A 22742-nucleotide genomic window follows, 5' to 3' on the forward strand; every position below is an offset into this window, starting at 1 on the left:
CTTTTCAGGAAGGACGCACAACGATGAGTGGTGCACACCCGGCCGGTCCCCGGCACGCAGAGATCCCGCACGCACCGAGTCTGGCCGAGCGCCCGACCGACCCGCGCGAGATGATCGACCTCCCGGCCAACGTGTGGCCGCGCAACGCCGCGCGCGGTGACGACGGTGTGGTCCGGCTCGCGGGCGTGCCCGTCACCGAGCTGGCCGAGCAGTACGGCACTCCGCTGTTCGTGATCGACGAGGACGACTTCCGCTCGCGCTGCCGCGACATGGTCGCCGCGTTCGGGGCGAATGCCCGCGTGCACTACGCGTCGAAGGCGTTCCTGTGCGGCGAGATCGCGCGCTGGATCCGCGACGAGGGCCTTTCGCTCGACGTGTGCTCCGGCGGTGAGCTGGCTGTCGCGTTGAACGCCGGTTTCCCGGCCGAGCGAATCGCGTTGCACGGCAACAACAAATCGGTGCCCGAGCTCGAAGCGGCCGTCACCGCCGGTGTCGGGCACGTGGTCGTCGACTCGCTCTACGAGATCGAGCGACTGGAAGCGGTCGCCGGTGCGGCGGGCGTGGTGCAGGACGTGCTGGTCCGCGTGACCGTCGGCGTCGAAGCCCACACCCACGAGTACATCTCCACCGCGCACGAGGATCAGAAGTTCGGCTTCTCGATCGCCGGTGGCGACGCCATGGAAGCCCTCGCTCGCGTTTTCGAGGCCGACAACCTGCGTCTGGTCGGTCTGCACAGCCACATCGGCTCGCAGATCTTCGAACTCGACGGCTTCGAGATCGCCGCGCGTCGCATGCTCGGCCTGCTGCGCGAGGCCATCGACAAGTTCGGCATCGACCGCACCGCGCAGATCTCGACCCTTGATCTCGGTGGCGGCCTCGGCATTTCGTACCTGCCGAGCGACAACCCGCCGCCGCTGGGCGAATTCGCCACCAACCTGCGCGCCCTGGTCGCCGCCGAAGCCGCCCGCGCCGGGCTGCCCGAGCCGACCATCGCCGTCGAGCCGGGTCGCGCCATCGCGGGCCCCGGCACCGTCACCCTCTACGAGGTCGGCACCATCAAGGATGTCGAACTCGACGGTGGCGCGCGCCGTCGCTACGTCAGCGTGGACGGTGGGATGAGCGACAATATCCGCCCCGCGCTGTACCAGGCCGACTACGATTGCCGTCTGGTCTCGCGCTCGTCGGACGCTCACGCGGTCGTCGCTCGCGTGGTCGGAAAGCATTGCGAGAGTGGCGATATCGTCATTCGCGACACCTGGATGCCCGCCGACGCGGCCCCCGGTGACCTGGTGGCCGTCGCGGCGACCGGTGCGTACTGCTATTCGATGTCGAGCCGCTACAACCTGCTCACCCGGCCCGCCGTGGTCGCGGTGCGTGACGGTGCGTCTCGACTGATTCTGCGCCGGGAAACGGTGGCGGACCTGCTCAGCCTGGAGGTGGAAGAATGAACGGCACCAATGACGCGGGACGCCCGCTGGGTGTAGCCGTACTCGGGATGGGCACTGTCGGTACCGAAGTGGTTCGTGTCCTGCGCGATCACGCCGATGACCTGCGTTCGCGCGTGGGAGCGCCGCTCGTGCTGCGCGGTGTCGCGGTGCGCGACATCAGCAAGGACCGCGGTGTGCCCGCCGAGTTGCTCACCACCGACGCCGAGGCGCTGTTGGCTCGCGACGATGTCGACCTGGTGGTCGAGGTCATGGGCGGCATCGACCCGGCCCGCAAGCTGATCGGCGACGCACTGGCCGCGGGCAAGTCCGTGGTCACCGCCAACAAGGCGCTGCTCGCCGACTACACCGGCGAACTCGCCGCCGCCGCCGAGGGCAGCCGCGCCGACCTGTACTTCGAGGCCGCCGTCGCCGGTGCGATCCCGGTGGTCCGCCCGCTCATCCAGTCGCTCTCGGGTGACCGGGTGAACAAGGTCGTCGGCATCGTCAACGGCACCACCAACTTCATCCTGTCGGCGATGGACGAGACCGGCGCCGCCTACGACGACGTGCTCGCCGAGGCCACCGCGCTCGGCTACGCCGAAGCCGACCCCACCGCCGACGTCGAGGGCTACGACGCCGCCGCCAAGGCCGCCATCCTGGCCTCGCTGGCCTTCCACACCCGCGTGACCGCGGCCGATGTCTATCGCGAGGGCATCTCCAAGATCACCGCCGAGGACCTCGAGACCGCCGACGCGGTGGGCTGCACGGTGAAGCTGCTCGCCATCTGTGAGCGCGTCCCCGGTGAGCCGAGCGCGGCCGAGGGCGGCAAGGATCGCGTCTCGGTGCGTGTGTACCCGGCGCTGATCCCGCGCAAGCACCCCCTTGCCTCGGTCAACGGCGCGTTCAACGCTGTGGTCGTCGAAGCCGACAATGCCGGTCGCCTGATGTTCTACGGGCAGGGTGCCGGTGGCGCTCCGACGGCGTCGGCCGTGCTCGGTGACCTGGTGATGGCCGCGCGCAACAAGTTCTACGGCGGTCGCGCACCCGGCGAATCGGTCTATGCTGAGCTGCCGATCGCGCCGATCGGCGACACCCCCACCCGCTACCACGTGAACCTGCAGGTGGAGGACCGTCCCGGCGTGCTCGCCGCGGTCGCCGACACCTTCGCCCAGCACGGGGTGAGCATCTCGACCGTGCGTCAGCAGGGCCACGGCGACGGCGCCCGGCTGGTCGTCGTCACCCACCATGCGGTGGAATCGTCGCTGGCAGATACTGTCGCAGTACTGGCGGACATGGAATCCGTGACCGCTGTGACCAGCGTTCTAAGACTGGAAGGCACCGAAGAATGAGCTCCACCGGCATCGCCCCCCAGACCGGCGTGCACTCGCGCTGGCCCGGTCTGATCGCTGCCTACCGCGACCGCCTGGCCGGTGCGGCCGACTGGGAGCCGGTGACCCTGTTCGAGGGCGGCACTCCGCTGGTTCCCGCGCCGTACCTGTCCGAGCTCACCGGGTGCGAGGTGTACCTCAAGGTCGAGGGCGCCAACCCGACGGGTTCGTTCAAGGACCGTGGCATGACCATGGCGATGACCGACGCCAAGTACCGCGGTCAGAAGGCCGTGCTGTGCGCGTCGACCGGCAACACCTCGGCCTCGGCCGCGGCGTACGCCACCCGCGCGGGCATGGAATGCGCGGTGCTGATCCCGCAGGGCAAGATCGCGATGGGCAAGCTGGCCCAGGCCGTGATGCTCGGCGCCAAGATCATCCAGGTCGAGGGCAACTTCGACGACTGCCTCGAGCTGGCGCGCAAGGTGACCGCGGAGTTCCCGCAGGTCGGCCTCGTGAACTCGGTGAACCCGGCCCGCATCGAAGGCCAGAAGACCGCCTCGTTCGAGATCTGTGACGTGCTCGGCAAGGCGCCCGATGTGCACGTGCTGCCGGTCGGCAACGCGGGCAACATCACCGCCTACTGGCGCGGATACCGCGAATACCACGCCGACGGCATCACCAAGGTGCTGCCGCGCATGCTCGGTGTGCAGGCCGCCGGTGCCGCGCCGCTGGTCAACGGCGCGCCGGTGAAGGACCCGGAGACCATCGCCACCGCCATCCGGATCGGCGCCCCGGCGTCGTGGAACGGTGCGATGGAGGCCAAGGAGCAGTCCGGTGGTGCCTTCCGCGCGGCCACCGACGACGAGATCCTGGCCGCCTACCGCCTCGTCGCCGCGCACGAAGGCGTCTTCGTCGAGCCCGCCTCGGCCGCGAGCGTCGCCGGTCTGCTGGCCGCGCGCAAGGAAGGCTGGCTGGATTCGGGCTTGACCGTCGTGTGCACCGTGACCGGCAACGGTCTCAAGGACCCCGACAACGCGCTGGCCGGAATGCCGGAGGTCAAGCCGATCGCCGTCGACCCGATCGCTATCGCGCGCGAACTCGAGCTGGCCTGAGTTGAGCCGCGAGCCCGCCCTGATGACAGCGACGCTGCCCGCCGGTCTCGAAGTGACCGTGCGCGTTCCCGCCTCCACGGCCAACCTCGGACCCGGATTCGATTGTCTGGGAATGGCATTGGGCATCTACGACGAAATCGTGGTGCGCACTACCGAATCCGGACTCGAGATCCGGGTCGAGGGTGAAGGCGCCGACGACGTGCCATGGGGCCCAACACATCTGGTGGTCCGCGCGATCGAGCGCGGACTGGAATCGCTGGGTGTGTGGGCCGACGGCCTCGACGTGGTGTGTCGCAACGTGATTCCGCACTCGCGCGGACTGGGTTCCAGCGCGTCAGCCGTGGTCGGTGGCCTGGCCGCCGGTGCGGGGCTGGCCGCGAAGTTCGATCCCGCGCTGCGCATGGACGACGACCGGCTCGTGCAGCTGGCCTCGGAATTCGAAGGCCACCCCGACAACGCCGCGGCCAGCGTGCTCGGCGCGATCGTCGTCTCGTGGACCGAAACCGATTCCACGCAGGCTCGCGCCTACCGGGCCGTGCGGCTCGACCCGGCGGCCGCGCTGCGCCCGGTGGTGCTCATCCCGCAGGAGCGCTCCTCCACCGCGCACACCCGCGGGCTGCTGCCCGAGCAGGTGCCCCACGGTGACGCGGCGTTCAACGTGAGCAGGGCGGCGCTGGCCGTCGTCGCGCTCACCGAACGCCCCGATCTGCTCATGGCGGCCACCGCCGACCGGCTGCACCAGACCCAGCGTGCCCCCGCGCTACCGCTCACCACGAAGTGGATCGAGCTTCTTCGCGCGGCGGGAATCGCGGCGACGGTCTCGGGCGCCGGTCCGACAATTCTTGCCTTGACTACCGAAGAATTCCCCGATGACCTGCGCAAACAGGCCGAATCGGACGGTCTGCGCGTGGTCGAGCCGGGGATTGCCGACGGGGTATCGATCGCTTGACGGCGTGCCTGCCTTGCCGTTGTTCGCAATAGGCAGCTATTCTGGGCAAGTCCGTACATCGTGCGCATCCGACGCCGGTGCTTCATCAGGGCAATCGCTCCCCTCACCACTGTCTTCTGGTGGCGAAGCCTCCGGTCCTCGCGCGACGGGTAGTACGGCACAGGCGTCGAACATGGACGCATAATCCGAGCTCGGCATATGTTGCCGGGTCTACGGAACGGAACCCTCGAATCAGCACACGGCATTCGAGGGAAGGAAAGGACTTCCGTGACAGAAACGGACCTGCTCGCGACACCCGGGGTGGATTCCAACCCTACGAACTCGGGCAGCCGCGAAAGTGAATCCGGACAGATTTCGAAAATGAGCGAACAAACCGACGTCGCACGATCGGGGCTGACTGGAATGCTGTTGCCGCAGTTGCGCGCACTGGCGGGGGAGCTCGGTATCCGAGGTACCTCCGGAATGCGTAAGGGCGATCTCATCGCCGCTATCAAGGAAAATCAATCCGGGGCGCCCGCCAAGAACGACGCGCCTGCCAAGGGCGACAAGCCCGCTGCAGCGCCGGTCGTGAACGCGCCGGTCGTGAACAAGGCGCCCGTCGAGAACGACGCGCCTGCCAAGAACGACGCTCCCGCCAAGAACGACGCTCCCGCCAAGAACGAAGCGCCCGTCAAGAACGACGCGCCCGCGAAGGTGGACCGGTCCGCCAAGGCCGAGAAGCAGGCCGCGCCCGCCGAGAAGCAGGCGCCCGCCGAGGTCAAGGCCCCCGAGGCCAAGACCGCGCAGGCTCCGACCGAGCAGGTCAAGACCGACACCCCCGCCGACGCAGGCGAGGACACCGGTCGCGAGAGCGGCCAGCGTGGTCGTGGCAGGCAGCGCCGTGGTCGTGACCAGGCCCGCTCCGGTGGCGGCGACAACGCCCCCGCCGAGAACCGTGCCCCCGCCGAGGAGCCCAAGCAGGCCGACAAGGCCGAGGGCGGCGACTCCGGCGATCGTCGACGCGAGCGCAACGACCGCAACGGTGCCGACCGTGGCGAGCGCAACGAGCGCAACAACAACGACCGCAACGGCAACGACCGTGGCGAGCGTGTCGGCGGCGAGCGTAATCAGAACGAGCGCAACCAGAATCAGAGCCAGAACGGCAACAGCGGCGGCAATCGCGGTCCCCGCGACGACCGCGGTGGGGACGACGAGGAAGGCGGCCGCGGTCGCCGGGGTCGTCGATTCCGTGAGCGTCGTCGTGGTCGTGACCGCGACGGTGGTCCCGTCGGCGGCGGTGGTCAGTCCGAGGCGCGCGATTACGACATCCGCGAAGACGACGTCCTGCAGCCGGTCGCGGGCATCCTCGATGTCCTCGACAACTACGCGTTCGTGCGGACCTCCGGCTACCTCGCCGGCCCCAACGACGTGTACGTGTCGATGAACCTGGTCCGCAAGAACGGCCTGCGCCGCGGTGACGCGATCACCGGTGCGGTGCGCGCCCCGCGCGACGGCGAGCAGAACAACCAGCGCCAGAAGTTCGACCCGCTGGTTCGCCTGGACACGGTGAACGGTGGCGAGCTGGAAGCGGCGCGTCGTCGCCCGGACTTCCAGAAGCTCACCCCGCTGTACCCGAACGAGCGACTGCGTCTGGAAACCACCCAGAACAAGCTCACCACGCGTGTGATCGACCTGATCATGCCGATCGGTAAGGGCCAGCGTGCGCTGATCGTGTCCCCGCCCAAGGCGGGTAAGACCACGATCATGCAGGACATCGCCAACGCGATCGCGATCAACAACCCCGAGTGCTACCTCATGGTTGTCCTGGTCGACGAACGTCCCGAAGAGGTCACCGACATGCAGCGTTCGGTGAAGGGTGAGGTCATCGCCTCCACCTTCGACCGCCCGCCGGGTGACCACACCTCCGTCGCCGAGCTCGCCATCGAGCGCGCCAAGCGTCTGGTGGAGATGGGCAAAGACGTTGTGGTGCTGCTCGATTCGATCACCCGATTGGGTCGTGCGTACAACAACTCCTCGCCTGCCTCGGGCCGCATCCTGTCCGGTGGCGTCGACTCGACCGCGCTGTACCCGCCGAAGCGTTTCCTCGGCGCGGCACGCAACATCGAGAACGGCGGCTCGCTCACCATCATCGCCACGGCGATGGTGGAGACCGGTTCCACCGGCGACACGGTGATCTTCGAGGAGTTCAAGGGCACCGGCAACGCCGAGCTCAAGCTCGATCGCAAGATCGCCGAGCGGCGCGTGTTCCCCGCGGTGGACATCAACCCGTCGAGCACCCGCCACGACGAGCTGCTGCTCTCGCCCGACGAGATGGCCGTGGTGCACAAGCTGCGTCGCGTGCTGTCGGGTCTGGACTCGCACCAGGCGATCGATCTGCTGATGGATCGCCTGCGCAAGTCGAAGAACAACCTCGAGTTCTTGATGACGGTCTCCAAGACCGCACCGAGCGCTCTCGACGAGTGATCGTCTAGATACGCGACAAGGGCCTCGCTTCGGCGGGGCCCTTGCTGTTTTCCCAGGGAACAAAGGGCGGGCAGCGGGTGTTCAAGAGGGGTCTGGCATACTGGACAACTGTGTGTCTGCGAGATCTCGCGGACATCCCGCCTAGTCGGTTCCGGTTCACGTACTCCACTCCATGGGGATACGACCCGGCGACCATTATCGAGAGGACGCCCATGAAGGCAGGAATCCACCCCACGTATGTCGAGACCACCGTTGTGTGTGGTTGCGGCAACTCGTTCCAGACTCGCTCCACCAAGGAGTCCGGCCAGATCTCCGTCGAGGTCTGCTCGCAGTGCCACCCGTTCTACACGGGCAAGCAGAAGATCCTCGACACCGGCGGCCGCGTGGCCCGCTTCGAGGCTCGCTACGGCAAGCGTCCCGGTGCCAAGAAGACCGAAGACGCCTCCTAGTTGTCTCCCCCGACGCCCGGTACTGCTTTCGCAGGCCGGGCGTCGGTGGTTTCTGTACCCGAGGTCATCGCTTTCGCACACATAAGGAACTTCACGTGACGCAGCCGTCCGCAATCGACGACATCCTGGCCGAGTACGCGGGCCTCGAGATGCAGCTCGCCGATCCGTCGTTGCACAACGACGCGGGTGCGGCGCGACGGGTGGGGAAGCGGTTCGCCGAATTGGCGCCGGTGATGAGCACCTATCGCAAGCTCGAGGCTGTGCGCGATGATCTCGAGGCCGCCCGTGAGCTGGCCTCCGATGACGCGTCGTTCGCGGCGGAGGTGCCCGGGCTGGAATCGCAGCTGGTGGAGTTGGAGCAGGCCCTCGCGGATCTGCTCGCCCCCCGCGACCCGCACGACGGCGACGATGTGGTGCTCGAGGTGAAGTCCGGCGAAGGCGGCGAGGAATCGGCGCTGTTCGCGGCCGATCTGGCGCGCATGTACATCCGCTACGCCGAGCGGCACGGCTGGAAGGTGGAGACGCTCGACGTCACCTATTCCGACCTGGGCGGATACAAGGACGCGACGCTGTCGATCAAGAGCAAGGACGCCGCGCGCGACGGCGTGTGGTCGCGATTCAAGTTCGAGGGCGGGGTGCACCGGGTGCAGCGCGTGCCGGTGACCGAATCGCAGGGCCGCATCCATACCTCCGCCGCCGGCGTGCTGATCTACCCGGAGCCCGACGAGGTCGAGCAGGTGCAGATCGACGAGACCGACCTGCGCATCGACGTCTACCGGTCCTCCGGCAAGGGCGGCCAGGGCGTCAACACCACCGACTCCGCCGTCCGCATCACCCACCTGCCGTCGGGCATCGTGGTGACCTGCCAGAACGAACGCTCCCAGCTCCAGAACAAGGCCCGCGCCATGCAGGTCCTGGCAGCCCGGCTGCAGGCACTGGCCGAGGAACAGGCCGACCAGGAAGCCGCCGCCGGTCGCGCGAGCCAGATCCGCACGGTCGACCGCTCCGAACGCATTCGCACCTACAACTTCCCGGAGAACCGGATCGCCGACCACCGCATCGGCTTCAAATCCCACAACCTCGACGCCGTCCTCGACGGCGACCTCGACCCCCTCCTCGACGCCCTCGGCAAGGCCGACCGCGACGCCCGCATGGCAGCGGAGTAGCCGCCAGCCACTGGTCAGTTGATCACCATGCACTGGTGCATTTCCCTTCTCGGGCGATGCTTGCCTCAGTGCATGGTGATCAACTGACCAGGACGGCCACGACGCTGCGGGCGGGTGCTCGCCGCGAGACGTTCGACGATGATGAGGAGGGTTACGTGACCGAGCGCATTCGGCTCCGTCCGTTGATCATCGAGGCCGCTGAGGTGTTGGCCGAGGCCGGAGTGGGTTCGCCGATGCCCGATGCGGAGAACCTGGCCGCCTACGTGCTCGGCACCGAGCGCATGCGGTTGGCGCTGATCCCGATGGTCGAGCCCGAGATCGCCGACCGGTACCGGGCGCTGATCGAACAGCGGGCCGCGCGAATTCCCTTGCAGCACTTGACCGGAACGGCCGCGATGGGCGAGATCGACCTCGCCGTCGGCCCCGGCGTTTTCGTCCCGCGTCCGGAGACGGAACTGTTGTTCGCGTGGGCGCTGGCCTACCTCGAGACCCTCCTGCACGACCACGCCCCGGTCGTCGTCGACCTGTGCACCGGCTCGGGCGCACTGGCACTGGCCATCGCCCACGCCCGCCCCGACGCCGAGGTCCACGCCGTCGAACTCGACCCCGACGCCCTCACCTGGGCCCGCCGCAATGCCGACACTCGCATCGCCGACGGCGACACCCCCATCACCCTGCACGCCGACGACGTCACCGACCCGACCCTGCTCACCCCCCTGAACGGCCGCGTCGACCTCGTCGTCTCCAACCCGCCCTACATCCCCGAAGCCGCGACCCTCGACCCCGAGGTAGCCGACCACGACCCCCACCGCGCCCTCTTCAGCGGTCCGGACGGCCTCGACGTCATCCGTGGCATGGTCCCGACCATCGTCCGCCTGCTCCGCCCGGCCGGCGCCACCGCCATCGAACACGACGACACCAACGGCGGGGGAGTAGCGGCCCTGCTCGCGGCAGCCGATTTCACCGACATCGTCGAACACGTCGACCTCGCCGACAAACCCCGCTTCGTCGTCGCACGCCGACCCGGCTAACTCCGACCAACCATCGAATCGCAGGGTCGATGCCCACGCTCGCCCCGCACGCGGTCACCCAGCACACTTTGAGCACCGAATAGTCGGGAACACCCAAAAGTCCCCCGACACTCCGCCCTCATCCTGGGAGTTAGACTCTTGCGCGCACCAACGACCGGAATATTTCGCGGAGAGGCGGAGACGCTGTGAGTACCGTCTATGACTGTGCCGAGGCCGACTCGCGTGCCGCTGGGATCACGGCGGCGACGAGCGCGTTGAAATCCGGTCGTCTGGTCGTCATGCCGACCGACACGCTCTACGGCATCGCTGCCGACGCGTTCGATTCCAGCGCGGTGAGCGATCTGCTGGCCGCCAAGCGGCGCGGACGCGATATGCCCGTCCCGGTGCTCGTCGGTTCGTGGCACACCATCGATGGCCTGGTGTTCTCGGTGCGGCCGCAGGCGCGGGATCTGATTCGCGCGTTCTGGCCCGGTGCGCTGAGTCTTGTTGTGCAGGCGGCACCTTCGCTGGCGTGGGATCTCGGCGATACCCGCGGCACGGTGATGTTGCGGATGCCGTTGCATCCGGTGGCGCTGGAACTGTTGCGTGAGGTCGGGCCGCTGGCGGTGTCGAGTGCCAATGTGTCGGGGCAGCCGCCCGCGACCACGGCGGCCGAGGCGCGCGAGCAATTGGGATCGCTGGCGAGTGTGTATCTCGACGGCGGGCCCGCCGAACACGCGGTGGCCTCGACGATCGTCGATCTCACCGCGGATCAGCCGCGGGTGTTGCGGGAGGGTGCTGTGCCGGTGGCCGATATCGCGGAGGTGCTCGGGATGGTGCCGGAAGCCCTGATCAGCTCCGCGCAGCGGTGATCGCACGCCACTGATGAGCTCAGTCGTCCCCCTGCGCGAGCTACTGCTCGTGCTGCTCGTCTCGGCCACGGTGACCTTTCTGGCCACCGGTGGTGTGCGGGTGCTCGCCATCGCGTTCGGCGCGGTGGCGGTGCCTCGTGAGCGCGATGTGCACGTGAAGCCGGTACCGCGCATGGGCGGTGTCGGCATGTATGTCGGCGTCGTCGCCGCGGTGTTGTTCGCACATCAATTGCCCGCGCTGCGAAGAGGTTTCGACTACGCCCCGGATATTCCGGCGGTGTTGGTCGCTGCGACGATCATCGTGCTGGTCGGCATCGTCGACGACCGCTGGGGTCTGGACGCGCTCACCAAATTCGTCGGCCAGATCACCGCGGCGGGCGTGATGGCCGTGATGGGCCTGAGCTGGTACGTGATCTACAACCCGTTCAACGACACCACTGTCGTGCTCGACGCGCTGCAGGGCGGGCTGGTCACCGTCGCGATCACCGTCACCCTGGTGAATGCGATGAACTTCGTCGACGGTTTGGACGGCCTTGCCGCGGGCCTCGGTTTGATCTGCGCGGGCGCGGTTTTCGTGTTCTCCATCGGTTTGCTCTACGACCAGGGCGGCTCGGTGGACACCTATCCGCCCGCGTTGCTGGCCGCCGCGCTGGCGGGCGCCTGCCTCGGATTTCTGCCGCACAATTTCTCGCCCGCGAGAATATTCATGGGCGATACCGGCTCGATGATGATCGGTTTGATCTTGGCCGCGGTATCCACTGGCGCTTCTGGGCGAATTCCGCTGCAGGGTTACGGCCCGCGCGACATTGTGGGTTTGCTGTCGCCGCTGTTGCTGGTCGGTGCGGTGATGTTCATTCCGGTGCTCGATCTGTTGCTGGCGATCGTGCGCCGGGTGCGTGCGGGCGTGAGCTTCTCCACACCGGACAAAATGCATCTGCACCACCGATTGCTGCAGATCGGACATTCACACCGGCGCGTGGTCCTGCTGATCTATTTATGGGTCGGCGTACTCGCCTTCGGCGCCGTGGGAACGTCGCTGATGGACCGGCGACTCGTTGTGCTGCTGGTGGCGGGCGGATTGGTGTTCGCACTGCTGGTGACCGCGATCCCGTCGGTGCGCAGGTCCGAGTCGGCAAAGAGTTGAGTTCGGCGCGCAAGGTAAAGTTCGGCGCGTGAGCTTTACACCCGAAACCGTGCCCGGCCCCGACGCCCCCCTGCGCGCGGCGCTGCGCTACGGCCTGATCGGCCTCGGCGTGCTCGTCGTCGCCTCGATTGCCATCGCCGGCGCGGTAGCGGGCACGCCCGGTATGTGGGGTGCGCTGCTCGGTTCGGCGATCGGCGGCGGGTTCATTCTGACGACAGCCGTGGTCGTGCTGCTCGGCGCGAAGCTGCCGCCGACCACCGCGGGCATGGTGATGTTGGGCGGCTGGGTCGGCAAAATGTTCGTCGGACTGCTGGTCATCGCCCTGTTGCGGCAGTTCGATTTCTACAGCAGGCCCGCGCTGTTCTTCACCGTCGTCGGTGCGTTGGTCATCGTGCTCGGCGCCGAGACGTATGGAGTTGTGAGCCAGCGGGTTCCGTACGTGACGACACGCGCGGGGGACGGCGAAACGGCTTCCGAACAGGAATAATCCCACCCAGCTACACACTGTCGTAGATAGCTTGGTAAAGTGTTGGTAAGCAAGCAGCCAAGTCGGGGCCGAATCCCGCAACTTGGGGGGATCGGCGAGATCCCGCCTGGTGCCGCTATGCTTACTGCCGAGTCCGGGCTGATTGCCCGGCTGAGGCATATCGACGATGTCGCCGACACCGCGCAGGTGCTATGCGGACTTTTGCCGCGGAGCCCGTTGTGGCCACGTTCGAGCGTTTGAGTTGATAGCACCTGATCGTCAATGTCCGATCGAACCGACGGGATGATGTTCCCGCGGCCCGAACACGGGAGAGAACGCTGAGCGCCACAACATGGGCGGGCGAGTTCCACACGCCATCACTAATCGACTTCTTCCCTCCAGCGATCTTGTTCGAGGGCACGTTCATCGAGATCGACCGCCTGGTGCTCGTCCGCGTCTTGATGACCGCGGTGCTGATCGGATTCATGCTCGCAGCATTTCGGAGCCCGCGGATCATTCCCGGCCGTCTGCAGAACATCGCCGAGTTCGGTCTGGTGTTCGTCAAGGAGCAGATTTGTGACGAGGTACTGGGTAAGGAATCCGGGCGGAAGTTCTTCCCGCTGATCGCGACGATCTTCTTCACGGTCCTTTTCCTGAACTTTTCGGGCATCGTTCCCGGCTTGAACATCTCCACCAATGGCCGCATCGCCATGCCGCTGGTCCTGGCCGTGATCGCATACATCGCGTTCAACTACGTCGGCATCAAGAAGTACGGCTTCATCAAGTACATGCGCAGCAGCATCGTGGTGCCGGGCGTCCCGCCCGCACTTCACGTGCTGCTGATCCCGATCGAGTTCATGTCGACGTTCCTGCTGCGCCCCTTCACTCTGACTGTCCGACTCATGGCCAACATGCTGGCCGGTCACATCCTGTTGGTCATGTTCTTCGCCGCGACGCAGTTCTTCCTGTTCGACGCGGACAACTGGATGAAGGTCTTCGCACCGTTCTCGCTGCTCGCCGGCATCGCGTTCACGCTGTTCGAACTGCTCGTCATCCTGCTGCAGGCCTACGTTTTCGCGCTGCTGGTTGCGATCTACATCGGACAAGCCGAGCACGTCGATTCACACTGATCCGACTAGCTACTTACACGAAACCCCTGCTGCACCACGCCGTCCGGCGGGTGAGCAACAGAAAGGAATGGAAGACTCATGAGCCTCTCGTACTTGGCCCAGGAAGCCGTCAACACCACCTCCACCTCCAAGGGCTTCGGTGCCATCGGCTATGGTCTGGCCGCGATCGGCCCCGGCGTCGGCATCGGCATTCTCGTGGGTAAGACGATCGAGGGCATCGCCCGTCAGCCCGAGCTGGCCGGCCAGCTCCGGACCACCATGTTCCTCGGCATCGCGCTGACCGAGGCCCTGGCCCTGCTCGGCCTTGTCGCCGGCTTCATTTTCTGATTCCCATGCCTCAGTACACACTGCTGGCTGCAGAGGAAGCAGAGAACGTCAATCCTCTGATCCCAGCCACATACGACATCGTGTGGTCGGCGGTCTGCGTCGCCATCATCGCCGTCCTGTTCTACAAGTTCGTGGCACCGCGTTTGACGAAGGTGCTCGATGAGCGTGCTGAAAAGATCCAGGGCGGTATCGCCAGGGCCGAAGCAGCTCAGGAAGAGGCACAGCACACGCTGCAGCAGTACCAGCAGCAGCTTGCTGAAGCCCGGCTCGAGGCCGCGCGCATCCGTGAGGAAGCACGCACCCAGGGTCAGCAGATCCTCGCGCAGATGCGCACGGATGCCCAGGCCGAAGGCGACCGTATCGTCGCCGCCGGTCACTCCCAGCTGGAAGCCCAGCGCCAGCAGATCCTGACGGAGCTGCGTTCCGAGGTCGGCCGTACGGCCGTCGACCTGGCCGAGAAGATCATCGGTCAGTCTGTTTCGGACGAAGCCAAGCAGGCGGCGTCGATCGACAAGTTCCTGAGCGAACTCGACGACACCGACGCCATCGGGGTCGGAAGGTAGCGACGCGAAAGTGAGAAGCATGTACGCAGCGAGCCGCGAGGCCAGTACCCGGTCTCGCGAGGCGCTTCGGGTCGCTCTGACCGGAAGCGAAACTGTTGCGGCCACAACGGGGTCGGAACTGTTCGCCGTTGTCGCCGTGCTGGACGACCAGCGTTCGCTGCGTGTGGCGCTCGCGGACGCCTCGGTGCCGGGTTCGGCGCGCGCTGAACTCAGTGAGCGGATCTTCGGCGGCAAGGTCAGCGCTGCCACACAGGCAGTGCTGACCACCGCGGTGGCGCAGAACTGGTCACGCACCCGCGACCTGGTCGACACCCTGGTGCTGCTCGGGCAGGAGGCTCTGCTGGAGTCCGCTGCCGTCGGCGGTCGGCAGGATGCGGTGGAGGACGAGCTGTTCCGGCTCGGACGCATCGTGGCCGACAATCCGAAGCTGGAGCAGGCACTGTCCGATCAGGGAAAGCCCGCCCCGGCGCGGCGCGAACTGATCGTGCGGCTGCTCAACGGCAAGGTCGAGCCGGTCACCCTGGCGCTGGCCGAGCAGGCGGTGACCCGCCTGCGGACCAACAACATCGGCGTCGCCTTCGACGCCCTGTCCGATCTGGCGGCGGCCCGTCGTGACCAGATCGTCGCCCACGTGCACTCGGCGGTCGAGCTGAACGATCAGCAGAAGGAGAAGCTGTCGGCTTCCCTGCGGCGGATCTACGGCAAGGCGGTCACCGTGCACGTGCAGGTCGACCCGACGCTGCTGAGCGGCGTCGTCGTCCGCGTCGGAGACGACGTGATCGACGGCAGCGCCACCGGCCGACTGGAGAAGCTGCGTCGCGCGCTGTCCTGAAAAGGGCACGCGCACAGCAACTTCCCCCATCCCCGACATTCGAGACCACAGCGAGAGCAGGAACAACATGGCGGAGCTGACGATCTCCTCCGACGAGATCCGTAGCGCGATCGAGAGCTACACCCAGAGCTACACCCCGGAAACCTCCATCGAAGAAGTCGGCCTCGTGACCGATACCGGCGACGGTATCGCGCACGTCAGCGGTCTGCCTTCGGCGATGGCCAACGAGCTGCTCGAGTTCCCCGGCGGGGTCCTCGGCGTCGCGCTGAACCTCGAGGACACCGAAATCGGTGCCGTCATCCTCGGCGAGTACGCCTCGCTGGAAGAGGGCCAGCAGGTCCGTCGCACCGGCGACGTGCTCTCCGTCCCCGTGGGTGACAAGTTCCTCGGTCGCGTCGTCAACCCGCTCGGCCAGGCCATCGACGGCCTGGGCGAGATCGAGTCCGACGAGCGCCGCGTGCTGGAGCTGCAGGCCGCGTCCGTGCTGGAACGTCAGCCGGTCGAAGAGCCGCTCGCCACCGGTATCACCGCGATCGACGCGCTGACCGCCATCGGTCGCGGCCAGCGTCAGCTGATCATCGGCGACCGCAAGACGGGCAAGACCGCCGTCGCGATCGACGCGATCCTGAACCAGAAGGCCAACTGGGAAACCGGCGACCCCGACAAGCAGGTTCGCTGCATCTACGTCGCGATCGGCCAGAAGGGCTCCACCATCGCGGGCGTCAAGACCGCGCTCGAGGAGCACGGCGCGATGGAGTACACCACCATCGTCGCGGCCCCGGCCTCCGACTCGGCCGGCTTCAAGTGGCTGGCTCCGTACACCGGTTCGGCCATCGGCCAGCACTGGATGTACCAGGGCAAGCACGTCCTCATCGTGTTCGACGACCTGACCAAGCAGGCCGAGGCGTACCGCGCCATCTCGCTGCTGCTGCGTCGTCCGCCGGGCCGCGAGGCGTACCCCGGTGACGTCTTCTACCTGCACTCCCGTCTGCTGGAGCGTTGCGCGAAGCTCTCCGACGCCATGGGCGGCGGCTCGATGACCGGTCTGCCGATCATCGAGACCAAGGCCAACGACGTCTCGGCGTTCATCCCGACCAACGTCATCTCCATCACCGACGGCCAGGTCTTCCTCGAGTCCGACCTGTTCAACAAGGGCGTCCGCCCGGCGATCAACGTCGGTACCTCGGTCTCCCGTGTCGGTGGCGCCGCCCAGACCAAGGCCATGAAGAAGGTCGCCGGTTCGCTGCGTCTGGAAATGGCGCAGTACCGCGAGCTGGAGGCGTTCTCCGCCTTCGCCTCCGACCTCGATGCCGCATCGCTGGCGCAGCTCGAGCGTGGCGCCCGCTGGGTCGAGCTGCTCAAGCAGGACCAGTACTCGCCGGTCTCGGTCGAGGATCAGGTCGTCTCGATCTACCTGGTCGACGCCGGCTACTACGAGTCGGTGCCCGTCGCCGACGTGCGTCGCTTCACCGCCGAGCTGCTCGAGTACCTGCACGGTGCGACCCAGAGCTCGTTCGACGCGCTCGAGGGTGGCAAGAAGCCCCTCGCCGGCGATGCCGCCGACGCGATCAAGGCCGAGACCGAGAAGTTCAAGCAGGGCTTCCTGGATTCCAACGGCAACCGCATCGTGAACGAGGCCGCCGCGGGCGAGCTCGACCACGAAGAGGTCGAGTCGCTGTCGGTCACTCGCAAGCACGTCGACAAGTAAGCCGGGTTCATGATGTCGGCAATTTCCGATCTGGCGAATGAAGGGAGTGTGAACCGCTAGTGGCAAGTTTGCGCGAATTGCGCTCCCGCATTCGTGGTGTGAATTCGATCAAGAAGATCACCAAGGCTCAGGAACTGATCGCGACCTCGCGAATTTCCAAGGCCCAGGCCAGGGTTGCGGCTGCCAAGCCGTACGCCGAGGAGATCACCAAGGTCCTCGGCGAACTGGCGAGCGCTTCGAAGAACCTGTCGCACCCGCTGCTGACCGAGCGTCCCCACGCTCGTCGGGCCGCTGTCCTGGTGATCACCAGTGACAGCGGTATGTGCGGTGGCTACAACTCGAACGTGCTCAAGCGCGCCGAGGAGCTCATGACCTCGCTGCGTGGCGACGGCAAGGAACCCGTTCTGTACGTGATGGGCAGCAAGGGCATCACGTACTACAAGTTCCGCAACCGTCCGTTCCAGGCGTCGTGGTTCGGCTTCTCCCAGCAGCCCAAGTACACCGACGCGTCGGCTGCGTGCCAGCACTTGGTCGAGGCCTTCATGGCCGGCTCCGGCAGCGAGGTCCCCTCGCTCGACGGCACCGAAACCATCGAAGGTGTCGACGAGCTGCACATCGTCTACACCAAGTTCGTGTCGATGCTGACCCAGACTCCGGAGGTGCGCCGCCTGGCGCCGATCCAGGTCAGCTTCGTCGACGAGAACTACGAGCTCGGCGACGACATCATGTCGGACTCGCCGAACGTGGTGGTGTCGGCACAGTACGAGTTCGAGCCGGACGCCGATGTGCTACTCGGGGCTCTGCTGCCCAAGTACATCAACACGCGTATCTACGCATCGTTGCTCGAGGCAGCGGCATCCGAGTCCGCGGCTCGGCGCACCGCAATGAAGGCGGCGACCGATAACGCCAACGAGCTGGCCAATGTGCTCCAGCGCGAGGCGAACTCGGTACGTCAGGCCCAGATCACGCAGGAAATCAGCGAAATCGTCGGCGGCGTCAATGCGCTGGCGTCGAGCTCGGACCGCGACTAAACGCGCAGGAAGTGAATCCAAACCAATGACCGCAGCTGTCACTAAGGACAACGCGAGCCAGGTGGGCGAAACCGCCGGCCGCGTCGTCCGTGTCATCGGCCCCGTCGTGGACGTCGAGTTCCCGCGTGGCGCCATCCCCGAGCTCTTCAACGCTCTGCACGCCGACATCAAGCTCGCGTCGGTGGCCAAGACCCTGACCCTCGAGGTCGCTCAGCACCTCGGCGACAACATCGTGCGCACCATCTCGATGCAGCCGACCGATGGTCTGGTCCGTGGCGCGAGTGTCTCCGACACCGGCAAGCCGATCTCGGTGCCGGTCGGCGACGTCGTCAAGGGCCACGTGTTCAACGCCCTCGGTGACTGCCTCGACACTCCCGGCCTCGGCCGTGACGGCGAGCAGTGGGGCATCCACCGTCAGCCGCCGAGCTTCGACCAGCTCGAGGGCAAGACCGAGATCCTCGAGACCGGCGTCAAGGTCATCGACCTGCTGACCCCGTACGTCAAGGGCGGCAAGATCGGTCTGTTCGGTGGTGCCGGTGTCGGCAAGACCGTGCTGATCCAGGAGATGATCACCCGTATCGCTCGCGAGTTCTCGGGCACCTCGGTGTTCGCGGGCGTCGGTGAGCGTACTCGTGAGGGCACCGACCTCCACCTGGAAATGGAAGAGATGGGCGTCCTCCAGGACACCGCCCTTGTCTTCGGCCAGATGGACGAGCCGCCGGGCACGCGTATGCGTGTCGCCCTGTCCGCGCTGACGATGGCGGAGTACTTCCGCGACGTCAAGGGCCAGGACGTGCTGCTCTTCATCGACAACATCTTCCGTTTCACCCAGGCCGGTTCCGAGGTCTCGACCCTGCTGGGTCGCATGCCTTCGGCCGTGGGTTACCAGCCGACGCTGGCGGACGAGATGGGTCAGCTCCAGGAGCGCATCACCTCGACCAAGGGTCGCTCGATCACCTCGCTGCAGGCGATCTACGTCCCCGCCGACGACTACACCGACCCGGCACCGGCGACCACCTTCGCCCACCTGGATGCGACGACCGAGCTTTCGCGCCCGATCTCGCAGAAGGGCATCTACCCGGCCGTCGACCCGCTGACCTCGACCTCTCGTATTCTCGAGGCTTCGATCGTCGGCGAGCGCCACTTCCGGGTCGCCAACGAGGTCAAGCGGATCCTGCAGAAGTACAAGGAACTGCAGGACATCATCGCCATCCTCGGCATGGACGAGCTCTCCGAGGAGGACAAGGTCCTCGTCGGTCGCGCCCGTCGCCTGGAGAAGTTCCTTGGTCAGAACTTCATCGTCGCCGAGAAGTTCACCGGCCAGGTCGGCTCGGTCGTTCCGCTGGAACAGACCATCGACGACTTCGACCGGGTCTGCAAGGGCGAGTTCGATCACTACCCGGAGCAGGCGTTCAACTCCTGCGGTGGTCTCGACGACGTCGAGGCAGCCGCGAAGAAGATCCTCGGGAAGTAGTCCACTATGGCGGAGATGACAGTTGATCTCGTAGCGGTCGAACGCAAGCTCTGGTCCGGCCAGGCTACGTTCGTCAGCGCGCAGACCACCGAGGGTGGAATCGGCATCATGGCGGGCCATGAGCCGCTACTGGGTCAGCTCGTCGAGGGCGGCACGGTTTCGATCGTGACCACCGGCGGCGAGCGGATCGTCGCCGCGGTGCACGGTGGCTTCTTCTCGGTCACCGCCGACACCGTGCGGGTGCTGGCCGAGTCCGCGGATCTCGCGGGCGAGGTCGACGTCGACGCGGCGCGCAAGGTGCTGTCCGACGAGAGCGCCACCGAGGTCCAGCTGCGTGCGGCCAAGGGCCAGGTGCGCGCGGTCGAAGCGACCGTGACCGACTGATCGCAGTACCACAACGCCTGCCGGCGAGGAACTTCGGTTCCTCGCCGGCAGAGTTGTTTACCGGGCCTTTTCGGGGGAAAGACGGTCCGCCCGGTTTGTGCCGGAGCGCGCGTGATTGAATGGGACAGCGGGGGTGTCTTGGACACCGGCAAGAACGAAAGGGCGTACGGCATTGCAAACCGGGATGGTTCTCCTGATCATTCTGGTGCTGACGCTCGTGTTCGTAGCCGGTGCGTCGACCTACCGCCTGGTGATGTTGCGCCGCGGGGGCACGGCCGCCCTACTACGCACGCTGCCCGCACGCGGTGGCCAGGGCTGGCGGCACGGGCTCATTCGCTACGACGAGGATCGCCTCGTCTTCTTCAAACTGACCAGCCTGAAATTCGGTCCTGATTCCACCGTGCATCGCCAGGGCCTCGAGATCGTCGAGCGCCGAGCGCCGCAGGGCGATGAATTCGACATCATGAGCGATGACATCGTGGTGGTAGCCGTCACCGATCCGCAGAGCAGTTTCGAGCTTGCGCTCGACCGCGGTTCGATGGCGGCTTTTCTGTCCTGGGTGGAGTCGCGGCCTTCCGACCGCGCCCGCCGTACTCGCGGAGGCCCGGCATGAGCGGTCAGCGCCCGGAGGCGGCAGCTCGCGTAACCACGCAGGGCGCCCGATCCTGCCGATTGGACACAGCATGAGCGTGCATTTGACCCGGATCTATACCCGTACCGGTGACGACGGCACGACCGGTCTGAGCGATTTCTCCCGCGTCGACAAGAACGATCCTCGGCTGATCGCCTACGCCGACTGCGATGAGGCCAATGCGGCCCTCGGCGTTGCTGTTGCCCTCGGTGCGCCCGAACCCGCGGTGCTGACGGTGCTGCGCCAGATCCAGAACGATCTGTTCGACGCGGGCGCCGACCTGTCCACCCCGGTTGTCGCCGAGCCGAAGTACCCCCCGCTGCGCATCACCCAGCCCTATATCGACCGGCTCGAGCAGTGGTGCGACGAGTTCAACGACGGTCTGGCACCGCTGAATTCGTTCATTCTGCCCGGCGGCACGCCGTTGGCTGCGTTGTTGCACACAGCCCGCACCGTGGTGCGCCGCGCCGAGCGATCCGCGTGGGCGGCCGTGGAAACTCACCCCGACGACACCAGCGTGTTGCCCGCGAAATATCTGAATCGGCTCTCGGACCTGCTGTTCATCCTCAGCCGGGCCACCAATCCCGCCGGTGATGTCCTGTGGCAGCCCGGTGGCGGGCTGCCGCGCTGAAAGTGACCCTCCGACGGTGAGAATCGGTCGGTTTCTTGTTGTTTCGTCGGCAGGGGGCGTGTCGTCGCGTGACGGTCGATAAGGTGGCGTGGTGAGCGAACGGTTTCTGGTCTCCGGCGGTAATCGACTCGTCGGCGAGGTCGCGGTCGGCGGCGCGAAGAACAGCGTGCTGAAGCTGATGGCTGCCTCGTTGCTGGCCGAGGGCACGACCACCATCACCAACTGTCCAGACATCCTCGATGTCCCCCTGATGGCGGAGGTGCTGCGCGGCCTCGGCTGCGATGTGACGATCTCCGACGACGTCAGCGGCGACAACTCGGTGGTGACGATAAATACCCCCGCCGAGCCCAAGTACCACGCGGACTTCCCCGCGGTGACCCAGTTCCGCGCCTCGGTGTGTGTGCTCGGTCCGCTGATGGCCCGCTGCAAACGTGCCGTGGTCGCACTGCCCGGTGGCGACGCGATCGGTTCGCGACCACTGGATATGCACCAGGCCGGGCTGCGGCTGCTCGGTGCGACCAGCTCGATCGAGCACGGTTGCGTGGTGGCGTCGGCCGAGCAGCTGCAGGGTGCCCGGATCCGCCTCGACTTCCCGTCGGTGGGCGCGACCGAGAACATCCTGATGGCGGCGGTGCTGGCCGAGGGGGAGACGGTCATCGACAACGCGGCGCGCGAGCCCGACATCGTCGACCTGTGCACCATGCTCGTCCAGATGGGTGCGCGGATCGAGGGGGCCGGTTCCTCGGTGCTCACCGTGCAGGGCGTGAAGAGCCTCTCGCCCACCACGCACCGGGTGATCGGCGACCGCATCGTCGCCGCCACCTGGGGGATCGCCGCGGCGATGACCACCGGCGATGTCCGGGTCACCGGCGTGAACCCCAAGCACCTGGCCCTGGTGCTGGACAAGCTGCGCTCCGCAGGCGCGCGAATCTCCTATGAGCCCAACGGTTTCCGCGTTGTGCAGGCCGAGCGTCCGCGTGCGGTGAACTTCGCGACGCTGCCGTTCCCCGGTTTCCCGACCGACCTGCAGCCGATGGCCATCGGCCTGGCCGCCATCGCCGACGGCACCTCGATGATCACCGAGAACGTCTTCGAGGCGCGGTTCCGTTTCGTGGAGGAGATGATCCGGCTCGGCTCCGACGCCAGGACCGACGGTCACCATGCCGTTGTGCGCGGGATCCCGCGGTTGTCGAGTGCGCCGGTCTGGTCTTCCGACATCCGCGCGGGTGCGGGCCTGGTGCTGGCCGGCCTGGTCGCCGATGGCGTCACCGAAGTCCACGACGTCTATCACATCGACCGTGGCTACCCCCGGTTCGTCGAGCAGATGCAGGCGCTCGGAGGACAGGTCGAACGGGTCGATGCGCCGAAATAGGGCCTCTGACCAGCCGATTTGACTTCGCGTTGGTCGGCACGTAACTTTATTCGAGTCAGAGCGACACGGACACCGACTCAGCCGCCCAGCGGTTCGAGACACGAGGTAGTACGTTGAGCGCCTGACTGATCATGTGTTCAGGGTTACATGCTTCGCGACTTGCTTCCGGGGTTGGCCGTGAGCTAAGTTTGAACTCTTGCCTCACCGAAACCCCTTCGAGAAGATGTCGGGTAGAAGTGTGTGCGTGTGTTCTTTGAGAACTCAATAGTGTGT

The 22742-nt window shown here is 66.5% G+C and carries 22 protein-coding genes; all 22 read left to right on the plus strand.

Annotated features, from left to right (window positions below):
* The first annotated feature begins 23 nt into the window (after window positions 1–23).
* The 22 genes from lysA to murA all read left to right on the plus strand — a co-directional run bounded on the left by lysA (window position 24) and on the right by murA (window position 22469).
* Complete coding sequence (gene lysA / locus ACFW6D_RS30190) at window positions 24–1448, plus strand: diaminopimelate decarboxylase (protein ID WP_379333743.1); 1425 nt, start codon at window positions 24–26, stop codon at window positions 1446–1448.
* Window positions 1445–2776, plus strand: a complete 1332-nt coding sequence (locus ACFW6D_RS30195) for a homoserine dehydrogenase (RefSeq protein WP_379239348.1) — start codon at window positions 1445–1447, stop codon at window positions 2774–2776. The genes lysA and ACFW6D_RS30195 overlap by 4 nt, the downstream gene beginning before the upstream one ends.
* Window positions 2773–3867, plus strand: coding sequence for a threonine synthase (thrC, locus tag ACFW6D_RS30200; protein WP_379239349.1), 1095 nt, complete (start codon window positions 2773–2775; stop codon window positions 3865–3867). Before ACFW6D_RS30195 ends, thrC begins: the two co-directional genes overlap by 4 nt.
* A gap of 22 nt (window positions 3868–3889) precedes the next feature.
* Complete coding sequence (gene thrB / locus ACFW6D_RS30205; RefSeq protein ID WP_379333745.1) at window positions 3890–4816, plus strand: homoserine kinase; 927 nt, start codon at window positions 3890–3892, stop codon at window positions 4814–4816.
* A gap of 360 nt (window positions 4817–5176) precedes the next feature.
* The gene (rho, locus tag ACFW6D_RS30210; protein ID WP_379333747.1) at window positions 5177–7279 is read left to right on the plus strand and encodes a transcription termination factor Rho; all 2103 of its coding nucleotides are present in this window, start codon (window positions 5177–5179) and stop codon (window positions 7277–7279) included.
* A gap of 212 nt (window positions 7280–7491) precedes the next feature.
* A complete protein-coding gene (gene rpmE, locus ACFW6D_RS30215; protein ID WP_379239352.1) occupies window positions 7492–7728 on the plus strand; it encodes a 50S ribosomal protein L31 in 237 nt (78 codons plus the stop codon).
* 95 nt (window positions 7729–7823) lie between these two features.
* The gene (gene prfA, locus ACFW6D_RS30220) at window positions 7824–8894 is read left to right on the plus strand and encodes a peptide chain release factor 1 (protein ID WP_379239353.1); all 1071 of its coding nucleotides are present in this window, start codon (window positions 7824–7826) and stop codon (window positions 8892–8894) included.
* Window positions 8895–9049: 155 nt separating this feature from the next.
* Window positions 9050–9925: a peptide chain release factor N(5)-glutamine methyltransferase gene (gene prmC, locus ACFW6D_RS30225; RefSeq protein ID WP_379333749.1), complete on the plus strand. Its 876-nt coding sequence runs from the start codon at window positions 9050–9052 to the stop codon at window positions 9923–9925.
* A gap of 185 nt (window positions 9926–10110) precedes the next feature.
* Complete coding sequence (locus ACFW6D_RS30230) at window positions 10111–10776, plus strand: L-threonylcarbamoyladenylate synthase (RefSeq protein ID WP_379333751.1); 666 nt, start codon at window positions 10111–10113, stop codon at window positions 10774–10776.
* Between the two features lie 13 nt (window positions 10777–10789).
* The gene (locus ACFW6D_RS30235; protein ID WP_379239356.1) at window positions 10790–11920 is read left to right on the plus strand and encodes an MraY family glycosyltransferase; all 1131 of its coding nucleotides are present in this window, start codon (window positions 10790–10792) and stop codon (window positions 11918–11920) included.
* A gap of 28 nt (window positions 11921–11948) precedes the next feature.
* Window positions 11949–12407 (plus strand): hypothetical protein, encoded by a 459-nt coding sequence (locus ACFW6D_RS30240; RefSeq protein WP_379333753.1) that lies wholly within the window; start codon window positions 11949–11951, stop codon window positions 12405–12407.
* 383 nt (window positions 12408–12790) lie between these two features.
* Window positions 12791–13516, plus strand: coding sequence for a F0F1 ATP synthase subunit A (gene atpB, locus ACFW6D_RS30245; RefSeq protein WP_379333776.1), 726 nt, complete (start codon window positions 12791–12793; stop codon window positions 13514–13516).
* Window positions 13517–13594: 78 nt separating this feature from the next.
* On the plus strand, window positions 13595–13843 hold the full coding sequence (locus tag ACFW6D_RS30250; protein ID WP_379333755.1) for an ATP synthase F0 subunit C: 249 nt from the start codon (window positions 13595–13597) through the stop codon (window positions 13841–13843).
* A gap of 5 nt (window positions 13844–13848) precedes the next feature.
* Window positions 13849–14406: a F0F1 ATP synthase subunit B gene (locus ACFW6D_RS30255; protein WP_379333757.1), complete on the plus strand. Its 558-nt coding sequence runs from the start codon at window positions 13849–13851 to the stop codon at window positions 14404–14406.
* Between the two features lie 19 nt (window positions 14407–14425).
* Complete coding sequence (locus tag ACFW6D_RS30260; protein ID WP_379333759.1) at window positions 14426–15238, plus strand: F0F1 ATP synthase subunit delta; 813 nt, start codon at window positions 14426–14428, stop codon at window positions 15236–15238.
* A 67-nt stretch (window positions 15239–15305) separates the two neighbouring features.
* Window positions 15306–16946, plus strand: coding sequence for a F0F1 ATP synthase subunit alpha (gene atpA, locus ACFW6D_RS30265; RefSeq protein ID WP_379333761.1), 1641 nt, complete (start codon window positions 15306–15308; stop codon window positions 16944–16946).
* 59 nt (window positions 16947–17005) lie between these two features.
* Window positions 17006–17977 (plus strand): F0F1 ATP synthase subunit gamma, encoded by a 972-nt coding sequence (locus ACFW6D_RS30270; RefSeq protein ID WP_379333763.1) that lies wholly within the window; start codon window positions 17006–17008, stop codon window positions 17975–17977.
* A 25-nt stretch (window positions 17978–18002) separates the two neighbouring features.
* Window positions 18003–19451 carry a F0F1 ATP synthase subunit beta gene (atpD, locus tag ACFW6D_RS30275; RefSeq protein ID WP_379333765.1) on the plus strand — a complete coding sequence of 483 codons (1449 nt, stop codon included), beginning with the start codon at window positions 18003–18005 and terminating at the stop codon, window positions 19449–19451.
* A gap of 6 nt (window positions 19452–19457) precedes the next feature.
* Complete coding sequence (locus ACFW6D_RS30280) at window positions 19458–19835, plus strand: F0F1 ATP synthase subunit epsilon (RefSeq protein WP_379333767.1); 378 nt, start codon at window positions 19458–19460, stop codon at window positions 19833–19835.
* Between the two features lie 184 nt (window positions 19836–20019).
* Window positions 20020–20448: a DUF2550 domain-containing protein gene (locus ACFW6D_RS30285; protein WP_379333769.1), complete on the plus strand. Its 429-nt coding sequence runs from the start codon at window positions 20020–20022 to the stop codon at window positions 20446–20448.
* A gap of 70 nt (window positions 20449–20518) precedes the next feature.
* The gene (locus ACFW6D_RS30290) at window positions 20519–21097 is read left to right on the plus strand and encodes a cob(I)yrinic acid a,c-diamide adenosyltransferase (protein ID WP_379333771.1); all 579 of its coding nucleotides are present in this window, start codon (window positions 20519–20521) and stop codon (window positions 21095–21097) included.
* Window positions 21098–21188: 91 nt separating this feature from the next.
* Window positions 21189–22469 (plus strand): UDP-N-acetylglucosamine 1-carboxyvinyltransferase, encoded by a 1281-nt coding sequence (gene murA / locus ACFW6D_RS30295; RefSeq protein WP_379333773.1) that lies wholly within the window; start codon window positions 21189–21191, stop codon window positions 22467–22469.
* The last annotated feature ends 273 nt before the right edge of the window (window positions 22470–22742 follow it).

The organism is Nocardia sp. NPDC058705, from assembly GCF_042749305.1.
Lineage (GTDB): Bacteria > Actinomycetota > Actinomycetes > Mycobacteriales > Mycobacteriaceae > Nocardia.

What these genes read in the sequence shown, in the direction of transcription:
- ACFW6D_RS30285 (WP_379333769.1), top strand. Translation starts at nt 20,020, where the DNA reads ATGGTTCTCCTGATCATTCTGGTGCTGACGCTCGTGTTCGTAGCCGGT.
- atpD (WP_379333765.1), top strand. Translation starts at nt 18,003, where the DNA reads ATGACCGCAGCTGTCACTAAGGACAACGCGAGCCAGGTGGGCGAAACC.
- ACFW6D_RS30250 (WP_379333755.1), top strand. Translation starts at nt 13,595, where the DNA reads ATGAGCCTCTCGTACTTGGCCCAGGAAGCCGTCAACACCACCTCCACC.
- ACFW6D_RS30290 (WP_379333771.1), top strand. Translation starts at nt 20,519, where the DNA reads ATGAGCGTGCATTTGACCCGGATCTATACCCGTACCGGTGACGACGGC.
- ACFW6D_RS30280 (WP_379333767.1), top strand. Translation starts at nt 19,458, where the DNA reads ATGGCGGAGATGACAGTTGATCTCGTAGCGGTCGAACGCAAGCTCTGG.
- lysA (WP_379333743.1), top strand. Translation starts at nt 24, where the DNA reads ATGAGTGGTGCACACCCGGCCGGTCCCCGGCACGCAGAGATCCCGCAC.
- rpmE (WP_379239352.1), top strand. Translation starts at nt 7,492, where the DNA reads ATGAAGGCAGGAATCCACCCCACGTATGTCGAGACCACCGTTGTGTGT.
- ACFW6D_RS30260 (WP_379333759.1), top strand. Translation starts at nt 14,426, where the DNA reads ATGTACGCAGCGAGCCGCGAGGCCAGTACCCGGTCTCGCGAGGCGCTT.
- ACFW6D_RS30255 (WP_379333757.1), top strand. Translation starts at nt 13,849, where the DNA reads ATGCCTCAGTACACACTGCTGGCTGCAGAGGAAGCAGAGAACGTCAAT.
- atpA (WP_379333761.1), top strand. Translation starts at nt 15,306, where the DNA reads ATGGCGGAGCTGACGATCTCCTCCGACGAGATCCGTAGCGCGATCGAG.
- ACFW6D_RS30235 (WP_379239356.1), top strand. Translation starts at nt 10,790, where the DNA reads ATGAGCTCAGTCGTCCCCCTGCGCGAGCTACTGCTCGTGCTGCTCGTC.
- thrB (WP_379333745.1), top strand. Translation starts at nt 3,890, where the DNA reads ATGACAGCGACGCTGCCCGCCGGTCTCGAAGTGACCGTGCGCGTTCCC.
- ACFW6D_RS30195 (WP_379239348.1), top strand. Translation starts at nt 1,445, where the DNA reads ATGAACGGCACCAATGACGCGGGACGCCCGCTGGGTGTAGCCGTACTC.
- thrC (WP_379239349.1), top strand. Translation starts at nt 2,773, where the DNA reads ATGAGCTCCACCGGCATCGCCCCCCAGACCGGCGTGCACTCGCGCTGG.
- rho (WP_379333747.1), top strand. Translation starts at nt 5,177, where the DNA reads ATGAGCGAACAAACCGACGTCGCACGATCGGGGCTGACTGGAATGCTG.